General features: G+C 50.6%; 20 protein-coding genes. 16 read left to right on the forward strand and 4 right to left on the reverse strand.

All coding sequences use genetic code 11. The features are described from left to right. Positions 1 to 202: 202 nt before the first annotated feature. Positions 203 to 676, forward strand: coding sequence for a low molecular weight protein-tyrosine-phosphatase (locus L6J37_RS03155; protein WP_192015191.1), 474 nt, complete (start codon positions 203 to 205; stop codon positions 674 to 676). A gap of 124 nt (positions 677 to 800) precedes the next feature. Here the strand turns inward: L6J37_RS03155 and rne are convergent, their stop codons facing one another. After that, complete coding sequence (gene rne / locus L6J37_RS03160) at positions 801 to 4,070, reverse strand: ribonuclease E (protein WP_237794107.1); 3,270 nt, start codon at positions 4,068 to 4,070, stop codon at positions 801 to 803. Positions 4,071 to 4,535: 465 nt separating this feature from the next. On the opposite strand from rne, the gene rluC reads away from it, so the two are divergent. Beyond that, the gene (gene rluC / locus L6J37_RS03165) at positions 4,536 to 5,480 is read left to right on the forward strand and encodes a 23S rRNA pseudouridine(955/2504/2580) synthase RluC (protein ID WP_192015193.1); all 945 of its coding nucleotides are present in this window, start codon (positions 4,536 to 4,538) and stop codon (positions 5,478 to 5,480) included. A gap of 5 nt (positions 5,481 to 5,485) precedes the next feature. On the opposite strand, the gene L6J37_RS03170 is transcribed toward rluC, so the two are convergent. After that, positions 5,486 to 6,067 (reverse strand): Maf family protein, encoded by a 582-nt coding sequence (locus L6J37_RS03170; protein WP_237794109.1) that lies wholly within the window; start codon positions 6,065 to 6,067, stop codon positions 5,486 to 5,488. Positions 6,068 to 6,298: 231 nt separating this feature from the next. Here L6J37_RS03170 and yceD point away from each other — a divergent pair, with 231 nt between their 5' ends. From yceD to ptsG, 14 genes are all read left to right on the forward strand, one after another. Next, positions 6,299 to 6,829, forward strand: coding sequence for a 23S rRNA accumulation protein YceD (yceD, locus tag L6J37_RS03175; protein WP_027253513.1), 531 nt, complete (start codon positions 6,299 to 6,301; stop codon positions 6,827 to 6,829). Positions 6,830 to 6,834: 5 nt separating this feature from the next. Then, positions 6,835 to 7,005: a 50S ribosomal protein L32 gene (gene rpmF / locus L6J37_RS03180; RefSeq protein ID WP_192015195.1), complete on the forward strand. Its 171-nt coding sequence runs from the start codon at positions 6,835 to 6,837 to the stop codon at positions 7,003 to 7,005. Positions 7,006 to 7,014: 9 nt separating this feature from the next. Continuing rightward, a complete protein-coding gene (plsX, locus tag L6J37_RS03185; RefSeq protein ID WP_192015196.1) occupies positions 7,015 to 8,043 on the forward strand; it encodes a phosphate acyltransferase PlsX in 1,029 nt (342 codons plus the stop codon). 5 nt (positions 8,044 to 8,048) lie between these two features. Further along, positions 8,049 to 9,005: a beta-ketoacyl-ACP synthase III gene (locus L6J37_RS03190; RefSeq protein ID WP_192015197.1), complete on the forward strand. Its 957-nt coding sequence runs from the start codon at positions 8,049 to 8,051 to the stop codon at positions 9,003 to 9,005. A 114-nt stretch (positions 9,006 to 9,119) separates the two neighbouring features. Next, a complete protein-coding gene (gene fabD, locus L6J37_RS03195; protein ID WP_192015198.1) occupies positions 9,120 to 10,043 on the forward strand; it encodes an ACP S-malonyltransferase in 924 nt (307 codons plus the stop codon). A 91-nt stretch (positions 10,044 to 10,134) separates the two neighbouring features. Continuing rightward, positions 10,135 to 10,869, forward strand: coding sequence for a 3-oxoacyl-ACP reductase FabG (fabG, locus tag L6J37_RS03200; RefSeq protein WP_192015199.1), 735 nt, complete (start codon positions 10,135 to 10,137; stop codon positions 10,867 to 10,869). Positions 10,870 to 11,026: 157 nt separating this feature from the next. After that, positions 11,027 to 11,266, forward strand: coding sequence for an acyl carrier protein (acpP, locus tag L6J37_RS03205; protein ID WP_027253507.1), 240 nt, complete (start codon positions 11,027 to 11,029; stop codon positions 11,264 to 11,266). 89 nt (positions 11,267 to 11,355) lie between these two features. Further along, positions 11,356 to 12,594, forward strand: coding sequence for a beta-ketoacyl-ACP synthase II (gene fabF / locus L6J37_RS03210; protein WP_192015200.1), 1,239 nt, complete (start codon positions 11,356 to 11,358; stop codon positions 12,592 to 12,594). Positions 12,595 to 12,657: 63 nt separating this feature from the next. Continuing rightward, on the forward strand, positions 12,658 to 13,482 hold the full coding sequence (gene pabC / locus L6J37_RS03215) for an aminodeoxychorismate lyase (protein WP_237794111.1): 825 nt from the start codon (positions 12,658 to 12,660) through the stop codon (positions 13,480 to 13,482). After that, entirely contained in the window at positions 13,476 to 14,486 is a 1,011-nt protein-coding gene (gene mltG, locus L6J37_RS03220) for an endolytic transglycosylase MltG (RefSeq protein ID WP_218382977.1), read from the forward strand. The genes pabC and mltG overlap by 7 nt, the downstream gene beginning before the upstream one ends. Continuing rightward, positions 14,487 to 15,125, forward strand: a complete 639-nt coding sequence (tmk, locus tag L6J37_RS03225) for a dTMP kinase (RefSeq protein ID WP_192015203.1) — start codon at positions 14,487 to 14,489, stop codon at positions 15,123 to 15,125. It abuts the gene before it with no gap. Next, complete coding sequence (gene holB / locus L6J37_RS03230) at positions 15,122 to 16,084, forward strand: DNA polymerase III subunit delta' (protein WP_237794112.1); 963 nt, start codon at positions 15,122 to 15,124, stop codon at positions 16,082 to 16,084. The genes tmk and holB overlap by 4 nt, the downstream gene beginning before the upstream one ends. Before the next feature lie 28 nt (positions 16,085 to 16,112). Further along, a complete protein-coding gene (locus L6J37_RS03235; RefSeq protein ID WP_237794113.1) occupies positions 16,113 to 16,889 on the forward strand; it encodes a TatD family hydrolase in 777 nt (258 codons plus the stop codon). 457 nt (positions 16,890 to 17,346) lie between these two features. Then, positions 17,347 to 18,777 (forward strand): PTS glucose transporter subunit IIBC, encoded by a 1,431-nt coding sequence (gene ptsG, locus L6J37_RS03240; RefSeq protein ID WP_237794114.1) that lies wholly within the window; start codon positions 17,347 to 17,349, stop codon positions 18,775 to 18,777. 106 nt (positions 18,778 to 18,883) lie between these two features. Here ptsG and L6J37_RS03245 read toward each other — a convergent pair whose 3' ends face one another. Both L6J37_RS03245 and L6J37_RS03250 read right to left on the reverse strand, forming a co-directional pair. Next, entirely contained in the window at positions 18,884 to 19,783 is a 900-nt protein-coding gene (locus L6J37_RS03245; protein WP_237794115.1) for a lysine exporter LysO family protein, read from the reverse strand. 209 nt (positions 19,784 to 19,992) lie between these two features. Continuing rightward, positions 19,993 to 20,868, reverse strand: coding sequence for an HDOD domain-containing protein (locus L6J37_RS03250; protein ID WP_442957022.1), 876 nt, complete (start codon positions 20,866 to 20,868; stop codon positions 19,993 to 19,995). Positions 20,869 to 20,876: the final 8 nt, after the last annotated feature.

The raw sequence follows: 20,876 nt of genomic DNA on the forward strand, positions 1-20,876 counted from the left end.
CTCTAAACCACCGCCTATGGCGGTGGTGATTGTTTGACCTCTGTGATCCGTCATGCGGCTGTGGTGGTTGTGGCAGCTCAGCGCAAACAACGACAGGCAGGACACAGATAGGCTGTGCTTGTTTGAATATTGCATTGACCTGGCAGGGATGCGTACTCTGTAATCAAGTGTAAAGATAACCTGATAATGATGAGGGAAATGGATGCCAGATAAGAGAAAACCGTCCGTGCTGTTAGTCTGCATGGGCAATATTTGCCGCTCGCCAACCGCAGAAGCTGTGTTGCGTGCTAAGGCAGTGAAAGCGGGCGTCGAGGTTGAGATCGATTCTGCAGGTACGATTGGGTATCACGAAGGAAAACGGCCGGACAGTCGTTCGCGTGCTGCCGGGGAAGCCAGAGGATACAGCTTTGAGGGGATTCGCGCCCGCCAGATAGTTGTCGGCGATTTCGAAAAGTTTGATTTAATTCTGGTTGCGGACAGGCAAAATTTGTCTGATCTGACAGCCATCTGTCCGGCAGAATATCTTTCTAAGCTGTCCTTGTTACTGGCCTTTGCGGATGCAGAGGAAGATGAAGTACCGGACCCGTACTATGGCGGCGAGGAGGGTTTCGAGCATGTGCTGGATTTAATCGAAGCTGCTGCGGACAGGATAGTTGCTGGTCTGAAACAAAGGTGATCTGGCGTGCACTGTAAGTGGCTCTGAGTTAAGTGGCCTGACTGGAGATGTACGTTAATCCGAAACACAGAAAGTAAAAAGCCATGCAAACGCATGGCTTTTTGTCTTTATTACTGCGTCAGAGTTACTCTTGTGTCTCTGAGGCTGCTTTGGTCATTGGCGCCGAAGCAACGTTAGTTGCTGTCTGACTACCTGCCTGACGGGCTTGAATCTGACTGGTACGTAATGGTGCAATCGCTACCGGTGTCGTATCCAGCACTTGCTGCGGAGCAGGTGCCTTAGTCATCGGAGACACGCTGTGAATCCCGCGGGGTGCGCTTGCCGTCACTTGCTGCTTAACGGCTGCTGTCACTTGGGCCATAACAGGCGGTTCAACGGTCTCTTGCGGACTGGCTTCTTCTGCCTGCTTTTCCGCAACAGTTTCTGCGACGGCTTCAGTGACAGTTTCTGCTACCAGAGGCACGGAAACGTCAGTGTCGGGAGCCGCGCTCTCAGAAACCTGGGTGGTTTCAGGTGCTTCAGCCACAGCTGCCGTTTCGGCTTGCTCAACGCGGGCTTGTACTGGCTCACTTTGCGCTGCAGGCTGACGAAGTGGCATGACTTTACCCATTGCCAGTTCCGGCATGGCCACACCGCTCAGTGATGCAGCTTGTGCCTCGGCGGATTGCTCAGCCTGTACTGCTGCTGCAAGGGTTTCAGTTTCTTCGGCGCTATCTTCTGCGGCGGTATCTTCTGCATGGACAGCTGGCTTGTCGTGACGAGGCCAGACTTTACCCATTGCCATTTCAGGAGACGCCACACCGGTAGTTGGACGACGCTTAGGACGCTCAACAATGGAGACCACGTTTTCCATTTCGCCCAGGCTGTCAGACACTTCTTCTACCGCATGGGTAATGGCATCAGAGACTGCCTGATCGACCTGGTCTTCATCCTGTTGAGGACGCGTATCGCGGATGCGGCGACGACGTTGACCGCTGGCACGCAGGTGTCGTGGTGAGCGGCGGTTACGGCGTTGACCTTCCTGACCTTCCTGAGCATCTGTTTCCGACTGCACATCGGCAGATTCTAGCTCAGCGGCAGAGTTGGCTTCTTTGGCCATTTCGATACCGACGTTCTTAACACGGCTTGGCGTCTTATCGCTGACCGCAGCAGGAGCTTGCTCTGTGTCACCGGCTGGCTGCAGCTCTGCAGATTCCAGGCGGATCTTCTTATGCAACTGGCGACGTTGACGGCGTTGTTTTACCTTCTCGGTCTTTGGTTGCTCAACGTTGTCGGTGGTCGCTTCAACGGTGTCAATTACCTCTGCCGTTTCAGCCTGTTGCTGCTTTTCCTTACGGCGTTGCTTTTGCACTTCATCGCGGCGTTGGCGTTTTTGCTCTTTGATTTCTTCATCAGCTATTGTGCGCGGTGCCGCCGCTTTCGCTGGCTTTTCAGCCTGGGCGTTACGGTCTTGCTTAGGACGCTCATTGCGACGACGCTGCTGACGCTGACCTTTTTCGCCAGCTTTCGCGTCGCGTGAATCGCGATCATCATCCTGACGGTTACGGCTCTGACCCTGACGGCTGCCGTCTTTGCCGCGGCGGTTATCACGACGGTTATCACGTCGGTTATCCTGGCGTACGGCAGGTGTAGTCTCTGGCTTTTCTGCAGGCTTCTCTTCAGCGGTGCTGCTAAAGAAGCTGGCAAGAGCGCTGAACAGTCGCTGGAACAGACCAGGCTTGCTTTCTGCTTTGGCCGTCGGCTCAGAGACTGCGGCAGGAGCAGGCTTAACAACCGGCGCTGGTGCTTTTGGCGCAGTAAATCCTTGCAGAATGGGCTCTTCACGCTTTTTGGTTGCACGCTCTGGTGCCGCTTCCGCTGCTTCTGTCTCACGTGTAGCTTCCAGCACTTGCGGAATGTGGTAAGACAAGGTGTCTTTTTCTTCGCCGGTACGTACACGCAGCACTTCAAAATGCGGTGTTTCAATATCAGCGTTAGGAACGATCACCACTCTTACATCGTGATATTTTTCGATGTGTTGTACAGAGCGACGTTTCTCGTTCAGCAGGTAGGACGCGACAGCAACCGGTACGATAGCCTGTACCTGAGAGCTGTTGTCTTTGAGTGCTTCTTCTTCAATTAGGCGAAGAATAGACAGAGACAGCGACTCGTTATCACGTACCACACCTGTACCTGTACAGCGTGGGCAGACATGGTGGCTGGCTTCAGCCAGAGAAGGACTTAAACGCTGACGTGACATTTCCAGCAGGCCGAAGCGGGAGATACGGCCGATTTGCACGCGGGCACGGTCCATTCGCACGGCTTCGCGCAGGCGGTTTTCCACTTCACGCTGGTGACGAACCGGGGTCATATCGATGAAGTCGATAACCACCAGGCCGCCTAAGTCGCGCAAACGCAGTTGACGGGCGATCTCGTCGGCCGCTTCCAGGTTGGTCTGCAGCGCGGTTTCTTCGATATCACCGCCTTTCGTGGCGCGGGCTGAGTTGATATCGATAGAAGTCAGAGCTTCTGTCGGGTCAATAACCACAGAACCACCGGAAGGCAGTCGCACTTCACGCTGGAAAGCCGATTCAATCTGGCTTTCAATCTGATAGTGGCTGAACAGCGGTACTTCGCCTTCGTAACGTTTTACTTTAGGCAGAAAATCAGGACGTATCAGTTTGATGTGATCGCGGGCGCGGTCGAAGATTTTCGGGCTGTCGATCAAAATCTCGCCAATATCACGGCGCAGATAGTCACGAATAGCACGGGCAATCACGTTACTTTCCTGATGGATCAGGAAAGGAGCAGGGTGGGCATCGGCGGCTTCTTTCACTGCACTCCAGTGATTGAGCAGTACGTTTAAATCCCACTCCAGTTCTTCAGCGGATTTGCCCACGCCAGCAGTACGTACGATCAGGCCCATGCCATCCGGTAGTTGCAGGGTGCTCAGTGCGGCTTTCAGTTGTGTGCGTTCTTCCCCTTCGATTCGGCGCGATATACCGCCGGCACGAGGGTTGTTTGGCATCAGTACCAGGTAACTTCCCGCCAGAGAGATAAAGGTTGTCAGCGCAGCCCCTTTGTTGCCGCGTTCTTCTTTATCCACTTGAACGATAACTTCCTGACCTTCTTTCAGCACTTCCTTAATATTAGGACGACCCTGATAGGTGTAGTTGGCTGGGAAGTAGTCGCGTGCAATTTCTTTCAGAGGGAGGAAACCGTGACGCTCGGCACCATAGTCGACGAAAGCGGCTTCAAGACTAGGTTCGATACGGGTAATGCGGCCTTTGTAGATATTTGCTTTCTTAGATTCGTGTCCTGGGCTTTCGATATCAAGATCGAATAGCTTTTGACCGTCCACTAATGCGACGCGCAACTCTTCCTTCTGAGTTGCGTTGATCAACATTCTTTTCATTCTGTGTACTCATTTATTGTCGTTGTTTTAGTGAGCCAATATTGGATTTTCTACCGATGCTGCCTGACCCCAAGTCTGATTTACGGTTGCAACCTCACGGTTGGATGTTTCAGGAGTGCTCTATGGCTACACGTATCTGCCAGCTGTACTTAAAGATGGTATAAGACCATTAAAAGTGGCTTTAAGACCCTACGGTACTCAGCCGGTAACACCGCGTCATCGCGGTTGTATCTCTAACACCGATAAAAAATCTGCAATCGGAACACTAATAATGACTCTGCATGACTTATCGTCTTACGCCTATTGCAGCGACGCCAAGCAGAGCAGGATAAAAAACATTCATCATGACGAAAATATGACCGTCATGGCACGGAAAGTGGGAAATTCCCCTGTTCCAGACTGCAATCATAGCAGGGTGACTTTTTTGCGGCAATCTGCTTTATAGCCGTGATAGAATCTTGAGCTATGAAAGATGACAAACCAAAAGTGCAATTCATCGCTATTGCTGATGATTTTGCCGGGCAAAGGATTGATAATTTTCTCCGTGCCCGACTGAAAAACGTGCCCAAAAGTATGATTTACCGGATTTTGCGTAAGGGTGAGGTGCGAGTAAACAAAAAACGGATAAAACCGGAGTACAAACTCCAGGAAGGGGATCTGGTGAGAGTACCGCCTGTGACCTTGCCAGAGAAAGAAGCAGCGGCACCTGTCAGCACTAAACTGGACAAAGTCGCTGAGCTGGAAAATTGCATCATTTACGAAGATGAGCACATGCTTATCCTCAATAAACCGTCAGGTACTGCTGTACACGGTGGCAGTGGCCTGAAATTTGGTGCCATCGAAGCACTGCGGGCGTTGCGCCCGGATGCGCGCTTTCTGGAGTTAGTACACAGGATAGACAGAGACACTTCAGGCATTTTGCTGATAGCAAAGAAACGTTCAGCCCTGCGTAAACTTCAGGAACAGTTCAGGCAGAAAACGGTTCAGAAATATTATTTTGCGTTAGTCATGGGGCAGTGGCCGAAAGAGTGCCGTAAAGTCACCGCTCCGCTGCTGAAAAACGAAGTCAACAGTATTGTTCGGGTTAATCCGAACGGTAAAGCGTCTGATACACGTTTTAAAGTACTGGAAAGTTTTACAGAGGCCACGCTGGTGCAGGCCAGTCCGGTCACAGGTCGTACGCACCAGATCCGTGTGCACTGTCAGTATACAGGTCACCCCATTGCCTGGGATGACAGATACGGTGACCCGCGTTTTGATGCGTATACCAAGACGGCCGGGCTGAGTCGTCTCTTTTTACATGCAGCGAATATTCAGTTTGAACACCCGCACTCGGGTGAGAAAGTGGAAATCAATGCGCCCATGGATGCCATGCTCAACAGAACGCTGGAGGCGCTTCGCCAGCGTTAATGCATTCAAAGGACGTCAATACCCTGTCGGGACAGCATCTCCCGTAAACTGATGAGGGGCAAACCGATCAGGGTATTGGGATCCCGGCCTTCAAGGCGGTCAAACAACGCGATACCTAAGCCTTCGCTTTTGAAGCTGCCGGCGCACTGTAATGGTTGTTCACGTTCAATATAACGTTGGATCTCAACCTGCGTCAGAGTGCGAAAATGCACGAGAAAGGGTTCACAGATGACGTCTCTGTTATCAGTCTGAGCGTTATAGACGCACAGGCCAGTATAAAAAGTGACTGTCTGACCGCTGGCGGCGGCGAGCTGGGCACAGGCCTGCTCTGCGGTATGAGGTTTACCCACTATCTTGCCGTTAATGACGCAGACCTGATCCGAGCCGATGATGATATGAGACGGATGTTCTGCCCGGCATGCTCGGGCTTTGGCTTCAGCCAGCCGTTTTACCAGTGTTTCAGCCGATTCATCAGGAAACGGTGTTTCATCAATATTGGGTGATGCGCAGTCGAACGGTAAACCGAACTTCTCCAGCAGACTGCGACGGAAGGGAGAAGTAGAAGCCAGAAGTAGCGGTTGTTTCATGATTTGACTCAATGTGTGTAGGTGTGTTCAGTGCGTTTTTACCCCCAGAGATTGGGGGAGCAATAAGCTGAAATCTACGCTAGTTTTAACTCAGAACCAACCTTATTATACCTGCCGTACCATGGACTTGGACTGGCAATGAAAACCCCTTGGGGGGAAATGGTCAAAAGCTGGGATTTCGGACACATTTCCTTTGACTCAAACCAATTAGAAGGCTAATATTCGCGCCCTATGCAAAAGGTAAAATTGCCGCTGACGGTAGATCCGGTCCGCGCTGCTCAAAAAAAGCTCGACTATGATGGCATCATCAAAGCCGAGCTTTTAGAGCGTCTGGCTGAATCGGCTTCCAGCGTTTTAAGTGATGCAAACGTCATCTTATCATTTGACTTTGACCAGCGTCATATCGCATTCATGCGTGGGCATGCTGATGTTGATGTGATGTTAACCTGCCAGCGATGTCAGGAAGAATTCCAACACCATTACAGTGTGGATTTCTGTTATAGTCCGCTCCTCAGACCCGAGGAAGCAGATGAGTTTCCGGAAGCTTATGAGCCGGCTGAAGTCGACGAAAATGGTGAGATCAATCTGCTTCAACTCATCGAAGATGAGCTGATTCTGGAGTTACCGCAAGTGCCAATGCATGATGAAGCTGACTGTTCAGTCACTGCATCAGGTATGAGCTTCGGTGAGATCCCTGTTGCTGATGAGCGTCCGAATCCGTTTGCAGTATTAAAAAACTTGAGTAAAAGTAATAAGGAGTAGGGTTAATGGCCGTACAAAAGAGCAAAAAATCACGTTCAGCACGTGGTATGCGTCGTTCACACGATGCACTGACTGGCGCTGCTGTATCTGTCGATCAGAACAGCGGTGAAACCCATCTGCGTCACCACGTGACTGCTGACGGTTTTTACCGTGGCCGCAAGGTTATCAACAAATAAGGTTGAACCTTGACTGGTCTAACCGTTGCACTTGATGCAATGGGTGGGGACTTCGGTCCTCAGGTAACAGTGCCTGCCGCCGTGCAGGCACTGTTACAATACCCGTCGCTAAATCTGCTCCTCTTCGGTGATCAAAGTGCAATCACCGCTCAACTCTCATCGCTCAATTCTACTCATCATCCCCGTCTGACTGTTGTCCATTGCGATCGTGCCATCGCTGATCACACTCGTCCGTCTCAAGCATTACGCCAAAGCCAGGGTTCGTCTATGCGGCGGGCATTGGATGCTGTGGCAGAAGGTGACGCGGATGCCTGTGTCAGTGCAGGGAATACCGGCGCTCTTATGGCATTGGCTCGCTATACGTTGAAGCAATTACCCGGCGTGGAGCGTCCTGCTTTAGTGTCCGCAATCCCCAGCCGCCGCGGTGGCAAAACATGGCTGCTGGATCTGGGTGCCAATGTATCTTGTGATGCTGATACTTTGTTTCAGTTTGCTGTGATGGGATCGGTACTGGCGGAGCAGGAAATGACGGGCAGGCCGCCCAAAGTGGCCCTGCTCAATATTGGTTCTGAAGAAATAAAAGGCAACGATCTTGTTAAACGCTGTGCATCTATGCTGAGCCGTTCGCCGGATGTACATTACATTGGCTATGTTGAAGGCAATGAACTGTATGACGGTAAAGCCGACGTGGTTGTCTGTGATGGTTTTGTCGGCAATGTTAGCCTGAAAACCAGCGAAGGGGTTGCTAATCTCTTTATAGAGAGCTTTAAACAGGCTGTCAGCCAGCATCCTATCAAGCGATTGATCGCTAAGTGGCTGTTTAGTGACCTGTTCCGTCAGATACAAAGCCTGAACCCCGACCAGTACAATGGCGCAAGTCTGTTAGGATTGCGCGGTATTGTCGTTAAAAGCCATGGAAGTGCTGACATTGCTGCTTTTACCAATGCAATTGGTGAAGCAGTACATGAAATCAAGCGGAAGATACCGGCAAAAATCAGTGACCGTTTGGAACACGTACTACTTGAGAGGCATTTTTAGTCTTCATGTATAGCAGAATATTAGGCACTGGCAGCTATCTGCCAGAGCAGGTTCGTACCAATGCGGATCTGGAGAAAATGGTGGATACCAGCGATGAGTGGATTGTCGCTCGCACTGGTATTCGTGAGCGTCGCATCGCGGCAGAAGAGGAAACAGTCGCAGTAATGGGGTATCACGCTGCAAGCCGTGCGATGGAAATGGCCGGTGTTGCGGCTGACGAGATTGATTTAATTATCGTTGCGACAACCTCAGCCAGCCATGCTTTTCCGTCTGCAGCCTGTCAGGTACAGGGCATGCTTGGCGTCAAAGGGTGCCCGGCATTTGATCTTGCGGCGGCCTGTTCCGGTTTTGTCTATGCCTTGAGTGTGGCGGATCAACACATCAAAACCGGTATGGCGAAGAAGGTTCTGGTTATCGGTGCGGATGCGCTGTCCCATAAGTGCGACCCGCAAGACCGTTCCACCATCATTTTATTTGGTGATGGTGCAGGGGCCGTTGTGCTGGGCGCCAGTGAAGAAGCCGGTATCATTTCTACCCATCTACATGCAGATGGCCATTTTGGCGGTTTGCTCAGTTTGGCTGTGCCTGAACACGGTGAGACATTTGATTGTAATAAATGGCTCTACATGGCAGGCAACGAAGTCTTCAAAGTGGCCGTCACTCAGCTGTCGAATCTGGTGACGGATACACTGGCCGCCAATAATATGGAAAAATCCGATTTGGACTGGCTGGTGCCGCATCAGGCCAATTTGCGCATTATTACGGCGACGGCGAAAAAGCTGTCAATGTCGATGGATCAGGTTGTCGTGACGCTGGATAAGCAAGGGAACACGTCAGCGGCAACGGTGCCGGCCGCGCTGGATGAAGCCGTACGAGACGGCCGCATCCAGCGGGGACAGACACTGTTGCTGGAAGCCTTTGGTGGTGGATTCACCTGGGGTTCGGCACTGGTGAAATTCTGATAGAACCGCACGTTTTTTACTATGAGGCACAGGCGGAATTAATCAATAGTCGCCTGATTACCGCATCATTGATGGCATCTTGGATGCCATTTCTCTTTGTATAAGGATTCTCGAATGTCTAAGTTCGCGATTGTTTTCCCTGGTCAGGGGTCTCAGGCTGTTGGCATGCTGGCTGAACTGGCTGAGCAGTATGAAAGCGTACAGCAAACTTTTGCACAAGCATCTGATGCCCTGGGTTATGACCTGTGGGCGCTGATTCAGAATGGCCCGGCCGAAGATCTGAACCAGACTCACCGCACTCAGCCTGCTCTTTTGGCGGCTTCGGTTGCTATCTGGCGTGTCTGGCAGCAAGAAGGGGGCGCACAGCCTGCTGTTCTGGCCGGCCATAGTCTGGGCGAATATTCTGCATTGGTTTGTGCTGGTGTGCTGGATTTTAGCGATGCTATTAAGCTGGTTGAGCTGCGCGGCCAACTGATGCAAGAAGCGGTACCAGCCGGTGTGGGTGCTATGTCGGCTATCATTGGTCTGGACAATGACGCTATTGCTAAAGCGTGCGAAGAAGCGGCTCAGGGCGAAGTGGTTGCACCGGTTAACTTTAATTCACCGGGTCAGGTTGTTATTGCAGGGCATAAAGCGGCAGTGGAACGTGCGAACGATCTGTGTAAAGCCGCAGGCGCGAAACGCGCACTGCCGTTGCCTGTGTCTGTACCGTCTCATTGCGCGTTAATGAAACCAGCTGCCGATAAACTGGCCGTGGCGCTTGAGTCAGTCACTTTCAATCCGCCGGTTATTCCAGTGATTAACAATGCGGACGTCGCGACTGAAACCGACCCGGCAGCGATCAAGCTGGCGCTGGTTAAACAGCTCTATGGCCCTGTGCGCTGGACAGAATCTGTCGAGCGTATGGCCGCTGAAGGTATCGAACTGCTGCTGGAAGTGGGGCCAGGCAAAGTGCTGACAGGTCTGACTAAGCGCATTGATAAATCGCTCAATGGCGCTGCTGTGAATGATCCAGCCAGCCTGGCAGCGGCTAAATAATCTGACGTTGTCGCGATAGCTGCTGGTCAGTACGCGGCAAACCGAATAATCAGCCTGTAAACAATGACAGGCTATATAAAGAGGAAAAAACATGAGCCTGGAAGGTAAAGTTGCTCTGGTCACCGGCGCAAGCCGTGGTATCGGCCGTGCGATCGCAGAAATCCTGGTTGAACGTGGTGCAACCGTAGTCGGCACTGCCACTTCTGAAAGTGGCGCGGAAGCGATTAGCGCTTACCTGGGTGATAAAGGTAAAGGTCTGGCACTGAATGTGACTTCTCCTGAGTCTATTGATGCAGTACTGAAGCAGATCAAAGAAGAATTTGGTGATGTTGATATTCTGGTGAACAACGCCGGTATTACGCGCGATAACCTGCTGATGCGAATGAAAGATGACGAATGGCAGGATATCATCAACACTAACCTGACCTCGATTTTCCGTCTGTCTAAAGCTGTGCTACGTTCAATGATGAAAAAGCGTTATGGGCGTATTATCAGCATTGGTTCTGTGGTCGGTACTATGGGTAATGCGGGTCAGGCAAACTATTCAGCGGCAAAAGCCGGTGTGATCGGTTTCACTAAATCCATGGCACGCGAAGTGGCTTCACGTGGTATCACAGTGAACGCTGTGGCACCTGGTTTCATTGAAACGGATATGACCAAAGCTCTGAATGATGAGCAACGTGCCTCTACGTTGTCTGCTGTGCCTGCGGGACGTTTAGGCGAGCCGCGTGAAATTGCAGCAGCTGTTGCATTTCTAGCCTCTGACGATGCTGGTTACGTTACAGGCGAAACCCTGCACGTTAATGGCGGCATGTACATGATTTAAGCAAAAAAGTTGAAATCTTTTTGGATGCAGGTCAAACTCACGTAGATTTGACGCAGAATCGTGGTTTGACCAGCACCCTGAGTGTTGCAACTTTTACAGTAATGAATAAACTACAGCAAATCGCAATAGCGAACTCTTGTTAAGGAAATAGATTAGTATGAGCAACATCGAAGAACGCGTAAAAAAAATCATCGTTGAGCAGCTGGGCGTAGATGAGTCTGAAGTAAAGAACGAAGCTTCTTTTGTTGACGATCTGGGTGCTGACTCTCTGGATACTGTTGAGCTGGTAATGGCTCTGGAAGAAGAATTCGACACAGAAATTCCAGATGAAGAAGCTGAGAAAATTACTACAGTTCAGGCAGCTATCGACTACGTTGTAAGCGCTTCTGCTGAGTAATCTCAAGAACACTTCCAGGCGGTCTCCATGACCGCCTGATTTTCATTTGTAAATCCTTATTTAATACTTCAGTTCCCGGAGAATAAATCGTGTCTAAGCGTCGCGTAGTTGTAACTGGCATGGGTATGCTGTCGCCGGTTGGCAATACTGTCGAATCTTCATGGAAAGCCTTGTTGGCAGGCCAGAGTGGTATCAGCAATATTGAGCACTTCGATGCGAGTGATTTTGCAACCCGTTTTGCTGGCATGGTCAAAGACTTCAATTGCGAAGATTACATGTCAAAGAAAGATGCCCGCAAAATGGATCTGTTCATCCAGTATGGCGTGGCTGCTGGTATTCAGGCGCTGAAAGACTCTGGTATTGAAGTCGGCGAAGACAACGCCAGTCGCTTTGGTGTTGCTATCGGTTCAGGTATTGGTGGTATTGGCCTGATTGAAGTCAACCATCAGGCAATGCTTGAGAAGGGTCCGCGTAAAATCAGCCCATTCTTTGTACCATCCACGATTGTCAACATGATTGCCGGTCATTTGTCTATCATGTATGGCCTGCGCGGTCCAAACATTGCAATTTCTACTGCCTGTACGACTGGCCTGCACAACATTGGTCACGCCGCCCGTATGATTGTATACGGAGATGCGGACATGATGCTGGCTGGTGGTGCAGAAAAAGCCTCAACACCGCTGGGTATGGGAGGCTTTGCTGCGGCGAAAGCGCTGTCTACCCGTAACGATGATCCTCAGGGCGCGTCTCGTCCTTGGGACAAAGATCGTGACGGTTTCGTCCTGGGTGACGGTGCCGGCATGATGGTGTTGGAAGAGTATGAGCACGCGAAAGCGCGCGGTGCCAAGATTTATGCTGAGCTGGTTGGCTTTGGTATGAGTGGTGATGCTTTTCACATGACCTCGCCAAGTGCTGATGGTTCTGGCGGTGCCCTGGCTATGGAAGCTGCTATTCGTGATGCTGCTATTTCGCAAGATCAGATTGGCTATGTGAATGCACACGGTACCTCTACACCGGCTGGTGACGTTGCTGAAACACTGGGCATTAAACGTGCCTTGGGTGCAGCGGCAGACAAGGTGCTTGTGTCTTCAACTAAGTCAATGACTGGTCACTTGCTGGGCGCAGCAGGTTCTGTGGAATCCATTATTACTGTTATGTCTCTGGTTGATCAGGCGGTACCGCCAACTATCAACCTGGAGAATCCAGACGAAGGTTGCGACCTGGATTATGTCCCGGGTGAAGCCCGTCAGGTTTCGATGGAGTACGCACTGTGTAACTCCTTCGGATTCGGCGGCACGAATGGCTCCTTGCTGTTCAAGAAAATCTAAGTCGATTCTGTTATGCTAGACGGCCCGGTCATCTAACCGGGCCGTTTTTTTATGGGGGTCGCAATGGTGTGGATCAACAGTGTTGCAAAGGGTTATGTGGAACAAGACACGGTCGATGTGTCTGCTCGTGCTTTGCAGTACGGCGACGGTTGTTTTACGACTGTGCTGGTTGAACACAGTGAACCCAGGCTTTGGCATCTGCACCTTGAACGCCTGCAAACGACCTTGAAAAGACTGGACATTGATGCTCCAGACTGGTCGCCCCTAACAGATAAGGTGATGTCTCTTGCCAGGGGATACCCTGAAAAAGGGGTTGTAAAAATACTTATCAGCCGGGGTACCGGAGGCCGAGGCTACAGCCCTGCAGGCTGCCATCAGACTCAGGTCATTATTTCCGACTTTACCTGGCCAGCCTTTTACGAGAAATGGCAGCAGGAAGGTATCGAGTTAGGAGTTTGTCAGCAGCGGCTCGGGCTTTCTCCCATGTTAGCCGGCTTAAAGCACCTGAACCGTTTGGAGCAGGTGCTGTTGAAGCAGGAAATTGAACGGAATGGCTGGCTTGATGCTGTAGTGCTAGATGCGAATGACCATGTGGCGGAAACCAGTGCCTCCAATATTTTCTGGCGTTGCGGCAATAGGCTATACACGCCAGCTTTGGATCTGGCTGGGGTGCATGGCTTAATGCGGGCGCACGTCTGTCAGCAGGCAAGCGATTTGGGCTATTGTCTTGAGTTTGTCAAAAGCCCGCTCGACACCTTGCTTTGCGCTGATGAAGTCTTTATTACTAATGCGTTGATGGCCCTGGTGCCGGTCACGAAAATCCAAATGAGAACGTACACTGAACACAGTGCGTTAAAAGCGATAATGAAGAGGTTGTACACGTGCTAAAGAAACTGGCATTGGTGTTTGTACTGCTGGGGGCCATCCTGGCAGGCGGTGCAGGCTGGACGTATGTGCAGGTAAGAGCAAGTATTGACCAGCCGCTGTTAAAAAATACTGAGCCATATCTCACGGTCAGACAGGGCTCCACTTTCCGAGGCTTACTTTACCAGCTGACTCAGATGGGGATGATCGCCGACTCTCCCTGGGCGCGCTGGATCGGGCGGATCGAACCGCAACTGGCTCAAATTAAAGCGGGCACGTATGCCATTGAGCAGGCACATACCCTGCGCGATATCCTGAGAACGGTGGCCTCGGGCAAAGAACACCAGTTTGCGATCACCTTACTGGAGGGCGGCCGTTTTTCCGACTGGCTGGCTGAGCTGGAAAATGCCCCAATGCTGAAGAACGACACTTCCCAGATGACAGAGCAGGATATCGCCAAAGCTATCGGCGCCGATGTCGATAAGCTGGAAGGGTATCTGTTACCTGAAACCTATCACTATACAGCGGGCACATCTGATCTGGCTTTGCTCAAGCGCGCTTATAAGCATATGACGGAGCTGCTTGATAATGCCTGGAAAGAGCGGGACGATTCGATTCCGCTCAATAATCCATACGAAGTCTTGATTATGGCTTCCATTATCGAGAAAGAAACGGCGGTTGATGAAGAGCGGGCTAAAGTGTCATCTGTCTTTATGAATCGTCTGCACAAAGGGATGCGTCTTCAAACGGATCCGACGGTGATTTATGGCTTAGGGGAGAAATTTGACGGCAATATTCGCAGAAAAGATTTGCGAACACCGACACCCTATAACACCTATACCATAGACGGCTTACCACCCACACCTATTGCTATGCCAAGCGCGGCCTCTGTGATTGCCGCGGTGAAACCTGCCCAGACAGGTTACTACTATTTTGTGGCCGACGGAAAAGGTGGCCATACTTTCTCAACAACATTAAGCGAGCATAATCGTGCTGTTCGCCATTATCTGAAGATATTAAAACAATAAATGAACGGAAAATTTATCGTCATCGAAGGCCTGGAAGGGGCGGGTAAAAGTACCGCGATTGCAACCGTGCTGGACACGCTCGCGGCACGGGGGATCACCGACATTCAGTCTACCCGCGAACCAGGCGGGACTCCCCTGGCAGAACAAATGCGAGCGCTGGTGAAAGAAGGGCACCCGGAAGAGCCATTAACAGATATGGCTGAGTTGTTGTTGCTGTATGCGGCGCGCAGCCAACTGGTAGAAAATGTTATTAAGCCTGCGCTGCGTGCAGGTCACTGGGTGGTGGGCGATCGTCATGATATGTCGTCGCAGGCTTACCAGGGCGGCGGCAGGGGATTTGACCCTGAGCTGATGTCTGGGATCAAAACCATGGTGCTTGGCGATTTTGAACCGGATCTGACCATTTACATGGACATTGACCCAGAGCTTGGTTTGTCACGGGCTCGGGGACGCGGGGCTTTGGATCGCATTGAAAAAATGGATCTGTCTTTCTTCGAACGAACCCGGGAGCGGTTTTTAGCGCTGTCACGTAATAACCGCAAAGTGGTGATTATTGATGCGTCCCAATCACTGGAAGCTGTGACGTCGGATATCCGCCAGCAGTTGAATGCCTGGCTGGCTCAGCAGGAGTCAGCATGAGTTACCCCTGGCTGACAACGGTCTGGCAGCAATGGCAGCAGCTTTTGAGTCAGGATCGTTTGCATCACGCCATGCTGTTGATTTCACCTGCCGGGTGCGCCGGGGACGTGTTGATACGCCAGCTGGCAAAAACTGTGCTCTGCCAGAACGGTGTTGAAGAGTCCTGTGGGATCTGCCACAGCTGCCAGTTGTTTGAAGCCGGTACCCACCCAGATTGTCACAGTATCAGTCCGCAGGATGGCAAAGCCATTGGCGTTGATATGGTTCGTCAGTGTAACCACTGGGCGTGGGAAACCTCCCAGCTTGGCGGTAAGCGTGTGGTACTGATTGAGCAGTCAGAGCATATGGGCGAGGCGGCGGCGAATGCCTTGCTGAAAACACTGGAAGAACCGCCGGCAAACTGCCAGTTCATCTTAACCGCCACTGAGCTGGATCGCTTACTGCCAACGATTAACAGCCGGTGTAACAAGTGGCGTCTGCCTCTGCCGCCTGAGCAGGATGCTAAGCGCTGGGTTGAACATAAACTGATGCAATCAATCAAACTGGAGGCTGTACGGCTTAACGGCAATGCGCCTCTGGCAGCCTTAGCGTTTATCGAGCAGGGACAGGATATCCGTCATCAGCATTTGCTGGCCGGCTTTCATCAGTTTCTGTCTCCCCCCCATAGTGGCCTGTTCAGTGTGGCTGACAGCTGCATGAAAGATGGCCACTCAAGCCTGAAATGGCTGAGCTATTTTCTGGTTGACTGCCTGAAAGTACAGCAAGGCGCTGAGCAGCACTTGATTCATTGTGAATCAGCACCTTTGGTCAGGCAAATCGCGGGGCAGCTGACCACGGTCACATTGCTGGCGCAAATAAAAGGGCTTAATGCCCTGATTCGGGAACTGGAAAGCCATCCTGGTCTGAATGATGAGTTGTTGATCTCTGACTGGTTGTCAGGCTTTATCAGTGCAACATAAATACACAGAAACGCGAGAGGATATTCAGGTGCTAGTAGATTCCCATTGCCACCTTGATAAATTGAATTACAACGAACTGCATACTGATGTTGCAGACGTACTGGCAAAAGCACAGGCTCGGGGAGTAGAGTATTTTCTGTCCGTCGGTGTCACCCTGAACAGTTTCCCTGCCATGATGGCGATGATTGCCCCTTTCGATAATGTGTTTGCATCTTGTGGGGTGCATCCGCTGGATATTGAAGCTGGCTTTGATTATGGCCTGCTGAGGCAATATGCCAGTGATGATAAAGTCGTCGCTATCGGTGAAACCGGGTTGGATTACCACTACCAACCTGAACTGGCCGAACAGCAACAGGATATTTTCCGTCAGCATATCCGTTTGGCGGTTGAGCTGAACAAGCCGTTGATCATTCACACCCGCATGGCGCGTGAAGATACCATTCGTATTCTGCGCGAAGAAGGCGCTGAGCGCTGTGGTGGTGTACTCCATTGCTTTACTGAAAGCCTGGAAATGGCAGAAGCGGCAATTGAGCTGGGCTTTTATATTTCCATTTCCGGAATTGTGACTTTTAATAAAGCTGCTGAACTGAAAGATGTGGTGAGTCGTTTACCTCTGGAGCGGCTATTGGTGGAAACAGATTCACCCTACTTAGCGCCTGTCCCTTATCGCGGTAAAGAAAATCAGCCTGCTTATGTTAAAGAAGTTGCAGAGTATATAGGCTTGCTGAAAGGGGTTTCTGCCGCTGAGGTTGCCAGAGTGTCGAGTGAAAACTTTTTCCGACTTTTTTCGCAGGCAAAACGCTAAAACGGATAAAAAAGGAGCTGAGGCTCCTTTTTTTCAAATAAATCCAATAGGTTTTATCCATTTATTTTAATTTTCCTCTCCTTTTTCAATCTCCCCCCAATCTTTACCTGTCATTCCATGAAATCTTCGTTCGTTACATAAAGAAACATGGGATACAAAAGTGAAATATAATTACATTCGGCCGTAATGCCAAATATTTGCATTAAGTATTTGATTTATAATTAAGTTGTTTGATTTTGATGTGTTTTTTGAGTTGATTGTTAATTGTGATCTATGCGTCAAACTGAAACTTACTTTCATCTTCGGTTGGCAATATTGATTGATGTCACGTTATATTTGGCGCCGCATTTTATACTTATGCCGAACAATAAAAATGAGCGGTGCTAGCATTATGACTACGGGGGTAGGTCGCTGGAAACCGCTGAAACAAAACAAACATCTCACTCAGGAGCACAATATGTTTAAGAACTTTTTTGCTAACCTGCAGAAGGTCGGTAAGGCGCTGATGCTGCCTGTATCGGTTCTGCCGGTAGCGGGTATTCTGTTAGGTGTGGGGGCTGCTAACTTCAGCTGGTTACCTGACGTAGTCTCTCACTTGATGGAACAGGCCGGTGGCTCGGTATTCGGTCAGATGGCACTGCTGTTTGCCGTTGGTGTGGCTCTGGGCTTTACGAAAAACGACGGTGTTGCCGGTCTGTCTGCCATCGTCGGTTACGGTATCATGGTTGCTACCCTGAAGGTGATGGCCGATGTCATGGGTGTCGCCAAGATTGAGACCGGTGTGCTGGGTGGTATCCTGGCCGGTGGTGTGGCGGCCTGGGCGTTCAACCGCTTCTTTAAGATCCAGTTACCGGAATACCTGGGCTTTTTTGCTGGTAAGCGTGCAGTGCCTATCATCACAGGTTTTCTGTCTATTGCGTTGGGTGTTGTGCTGTCGTTCATTTGGCCGCCAATCGGTTCAGCTATTGCCACATTCTCTGACTGGGCTGCCAACCAGAACCCAGTACTGGCGTTCGGTATCTACGGTGTCGTTGAGCGTTCTCTTATCCCATTTGGCCTGCACCACATCTGGAACGTTCCATTCTTCTATGAAGCGGGTTCTTGTGTGACCAATACTGGTGAAGCAGCACGTGGTATCATGACTTGTTTCCTGACTGCGGATGACGCTTCCCGTGCCGCAGGCAACGGTTTTGGTCAGCTTGCGGGTGGCTACCTGTTTAAGATGTTTGGTTTGCCTGCAGCAGCATTTGCTATCGCTCACTGTGCTAAACCTGAAAACCGCGCCAAGGTAATGGGTATCATGGCATCGGCTGCCCTGACATCTTTCCTGACCGGCATTACCGAACCTATTGAGTTCTCATTCCTGTTCATCGCGCCAGTCTTGTACGGGATTCACGCTTTGCTGGCTGGTCTGGCATATGTACTGACCAATGCTCTGGGTGTTGTACACGGCCATACCTTCTCGAACGGTTTCATCGACTTCATTGTTCAGATGCCTCGTGCAGAGAACGTGTGGACACTGGTGATTCTGGGTCTGTGTTATGCCGTACTGTACTACGTGGTATTCACTTTTGTTATCCGTACCCTGAATCTGAAAACACCGGGTCGTGAAGATGAAACGGCGGATGTTGAAACCGCAACGGGTTCTGAGCTGGCTGGTGAGCTGGTTGAAGCCTTCGGCGGTAAATCCAACATCACTAACCTCGATGCCTGTATTACACGTTTGCGTGTCAGCGTTGCAGACACCGATATCGTTGATCAGGACAAACTGAAACGTCTGGGTGCAGCCGGTGTGGTTGTAGTCTCTGGCGGTGTGCAAGCTATCTTCGGGACTAAGTCTGATAACTTGCGTACAGAAATGGATGAGTGGATTCGCAATCACGCTTAATTTGCGGTGACAGTTTTCCTTTAACCATAATCAAAGCCTGGCAGTTGCCAGGCTTTTTGTTGCCACTTCTAATCCACCGCCGATGGCGGCGGATTGTTACTATGGTTTAAAGCGACAGAAAAAACAGCATCAGCACTGGTACCAACAGGCTGAGAATGAATCCGCTGACTATTGCAATTGGGACGCAGCGAATACCGCCACAGTTTTGGATAATAGGTAAAGTGAAGTCCATTGCTGTTGCACCGGCATAGCCGATGGCTGTGTTGGGGAAGCGTGAAATCACGGCGGGTATCATGGTTAACGCAACCAGCTCCCGCAGCAGCTCATTCAAGAATGATGCGCCGCCGTATACAGGTCCAAGGCCATCACCCATCAAAATACCAGCCAGCGAATACCAGCCGAATCCTGAGGCCATCGCCAGGCCGTGATTCAGCGGAATATCCAGCAGCCAGGCGGCGAGCAACCCACCTGGTAAAGAGGTCGCAATAATCACTAAAGCGATCAGCATACCTTGCTTGTTGAGCAGGATCTGTCGCAGCGTCATGCCACTGTTGCGCAGCTGGATACCGATTAAAAACAGCAGCAGTAACAGAATGATTTCACTTGCCCGGTCAACCCAGCTCAAATCCATGTTCAGCAACAGACCAGCAATGAGCCCGACGGCGACGACCAATATCAGCTTGGCTGACTCCAGCAACATTTTGGCTTTGGGAAGCTGCTGGTGGCCATGCTCTGTTTTCAATGGATAGCGCTTATCAAGCAGCGGCAGTACCAGCAGGTTAGATGCGCTGATGCAGAGGAAGAAGGTGATTGTGTATAACAGGATCTGGCTGAGATTTTCTCCCAGATTGTCCAAACCGGCCAAGCTCAGTCCCATCAGTGACAGAATCACTAGCACCAGGCGTGATGTCTGCGCGTGAATAAACTGAAGTACTGAGTCTTTCCTGACCGGTATGAGGTAGCCAACGATAAGTGGCAGGAAAATAAAAAGCATTCCTGAAAACATGAGTATCCTTACAATACGTTGCCTGTTCTGGCGAAAAAAAGCACCCGGATACTGCATGGTTGGTGCAGTCCTGACAATGAACCTTTTTGTCAATGGGCTGTTAATGAAATCAGAAGCTTATCAGGCTGTTGAAGACAGGGTCAATAGAGCGCTGTGTGTCTACAGCGCTTAAGTGGAGGAGATCTGGCTGGAAGGGGCTTACTGATAGATTAAAAACCACTGCTGAGCAACACGTGGTTGATTTGGCTGTTAAATTCGTCATCGGGCAGATTGGTCAAAGTAAACATGACTTCTGCGCCAGCCAGATCCAGTTCAACTTCATGCTCGTCGATGGCGTCATCATCGTCTTTAAACAGTAACAAATGATTAGCCATGCGGGCGACATCCAGATAAGTGATGTCATCTTCTTTCTTGTGAGCAGGAAAAAAACGCTTATTACAGGCGACTTCAAGATAATCTTCGTCGAAGCCCCAGTGTTTCAGGATATCCAGACTGGATTTGTTACAGCAGTGTTCAAAGACGTATTTGGCAAAATTGATATCCAGAAAATTCCCGCTATCAAGGTAGTTTTGGTATTCATGTATCAGGCTGAATAAACCAATGTCGGCAAATAATCCGGCCAGCAGGGCTTTCTCTGGCTCAATTTTCAACTCTGGACGGTATTGCAGCAGGTTCTGGGTAATTAATGCCATAGAACCTGCCAGTTGCCTGGAACGGGTGGCGCTGTTTAATAACAGAGACTTGCATTCAATATCAAAGCTGCTGTGCAGTTTAATGTCCAAGACTGTTTTTGCTGTAATGATATCTCTGACACGGAAAATACCGAGCCGACTGACAGCGGTTTGAATATCGTGGCAGACAATGTTACGGCGATTAAACATCATGGTATTGGAGGTTTTTATCACAGTTGCGGCCATACCGGGGTCATTCAGCAATAAAGTGGCTGCATCACGAACGGTAGAGTCGTCTCTGTTACACAAGGTCTGCAGTTCTGTCAGGACGTCAGGAATAGGCGGTAGCTTCAGACGGTTTTCTTTGATCGCGTCCTTCACTAACGCGTGAAACTCTGATTGCAGGCCTGTCAAAATTTTGT

The organism is Photobacterium sp. WH77, from assembly GCF_022014395.1.
Classification (GTDB): domain Bacteria; phylum Pseudomonadota; class Gammaproteobacteria; order Enterobacterales; family Vibrionaceae; genus Photobacterium; species Photobacterium arenosum.

Coding starts and splice junctions, on each gene's coding strand:
- L6J37_RS03155 (WP_192015191.1), top strand. CDS start 203: ATGCCAGATAAGAGAAAACCGTCCGTGCTGTTAGTCTGCATGGGCAAT.
- rne (WP_237794107.1), bottom strand. CDS start 4,070: ATGAAAAGAATGTTGATCAACGCAACTCAGAAGGAAGAGTTGCGCGTC.
- rluC (WP_192015193.1), top strand. CDS start 4,536: ATGAAAGATGACAAACCAAAAGTGCAATTCATCGCTATTGCTGATGAT.
- L6J37_RS03170 (WP_237794109.1), bottom strand. CDS start 6,067: ATGAAACAACCGCTACTTCTGGCTTCTACTTCTCCCTTCCGTCGCAGT.
- yceD (WP_027253513.1), top strand. CDS start 6,299: ATGCAAAAGGTAAAATTGCCGCTGACGGTAGATCCGGTCCGCGCTGCT.
- rpmF (WP_192015195.1), top strand. CDS start 6,835: ATGGCCGTACAAAAGAGCAAAAAATCACGTTCAGCACGTGGTATGCGT.
- L6J37_RS03190 (WP_192015197.1), top strand. CDS start 8,049: ATGTATAGCAGAATATTAGGCACTGGCAGCTATCTGCCAGAGCAGGTT.
- fabD (WP_192015198.1), top strand. CDS start 9,120: ATGTCTAAGTTCGCGATTGTTTTCCCTGGTCAGGGGTCTCAGGCTGTT.
- fabG (WP_192015199.1), top strand. CDS start 10,135: ATGAGCCTGGAAGGTAAAGTTGCTCTGGTCACCGGCGCAAGCCGTGGT.
- acpP (WP_027253507.1), top strand. CDS start 11,027: ATGAGCAACATCGAAGAACGCGTAAAAAAAATCATCGTTGAGCAGCTG.
- pabC (WP_237794111.1), top strand. CDS start 12,658: ATGGTGTGGATCAACAGTGTTGCAAAGGGTTATGTGGAACAAGACACG.
- tmk (WP_192015203.1), top strand. CDS start 14,487: ATGAACGGAAAATTTATCGTCATCGAAGGCCTGGAAGGGGCGGGTAAA.
- holB (WP_237794112.1), top strand. CDS start 15,122: ATGAGTTACCCCTGGCTGACAACGGTCTGGCAGCAATGGCAGCAGCTT.
- ptsG (WP_237794114.1), top strand. CDS start 17,347: ATGTTTAAGAACTTTTTTGCTAACCTGCAGAAGGTCGGTAAGGCGCTG.
- L6J37_RS03245 (WP_237794115.1), bottom strand. CDS start 19,783: ATGTTTTCAGGAATGCTTTTTATTTTCCTGCCACTTATCGTTGGCTAC.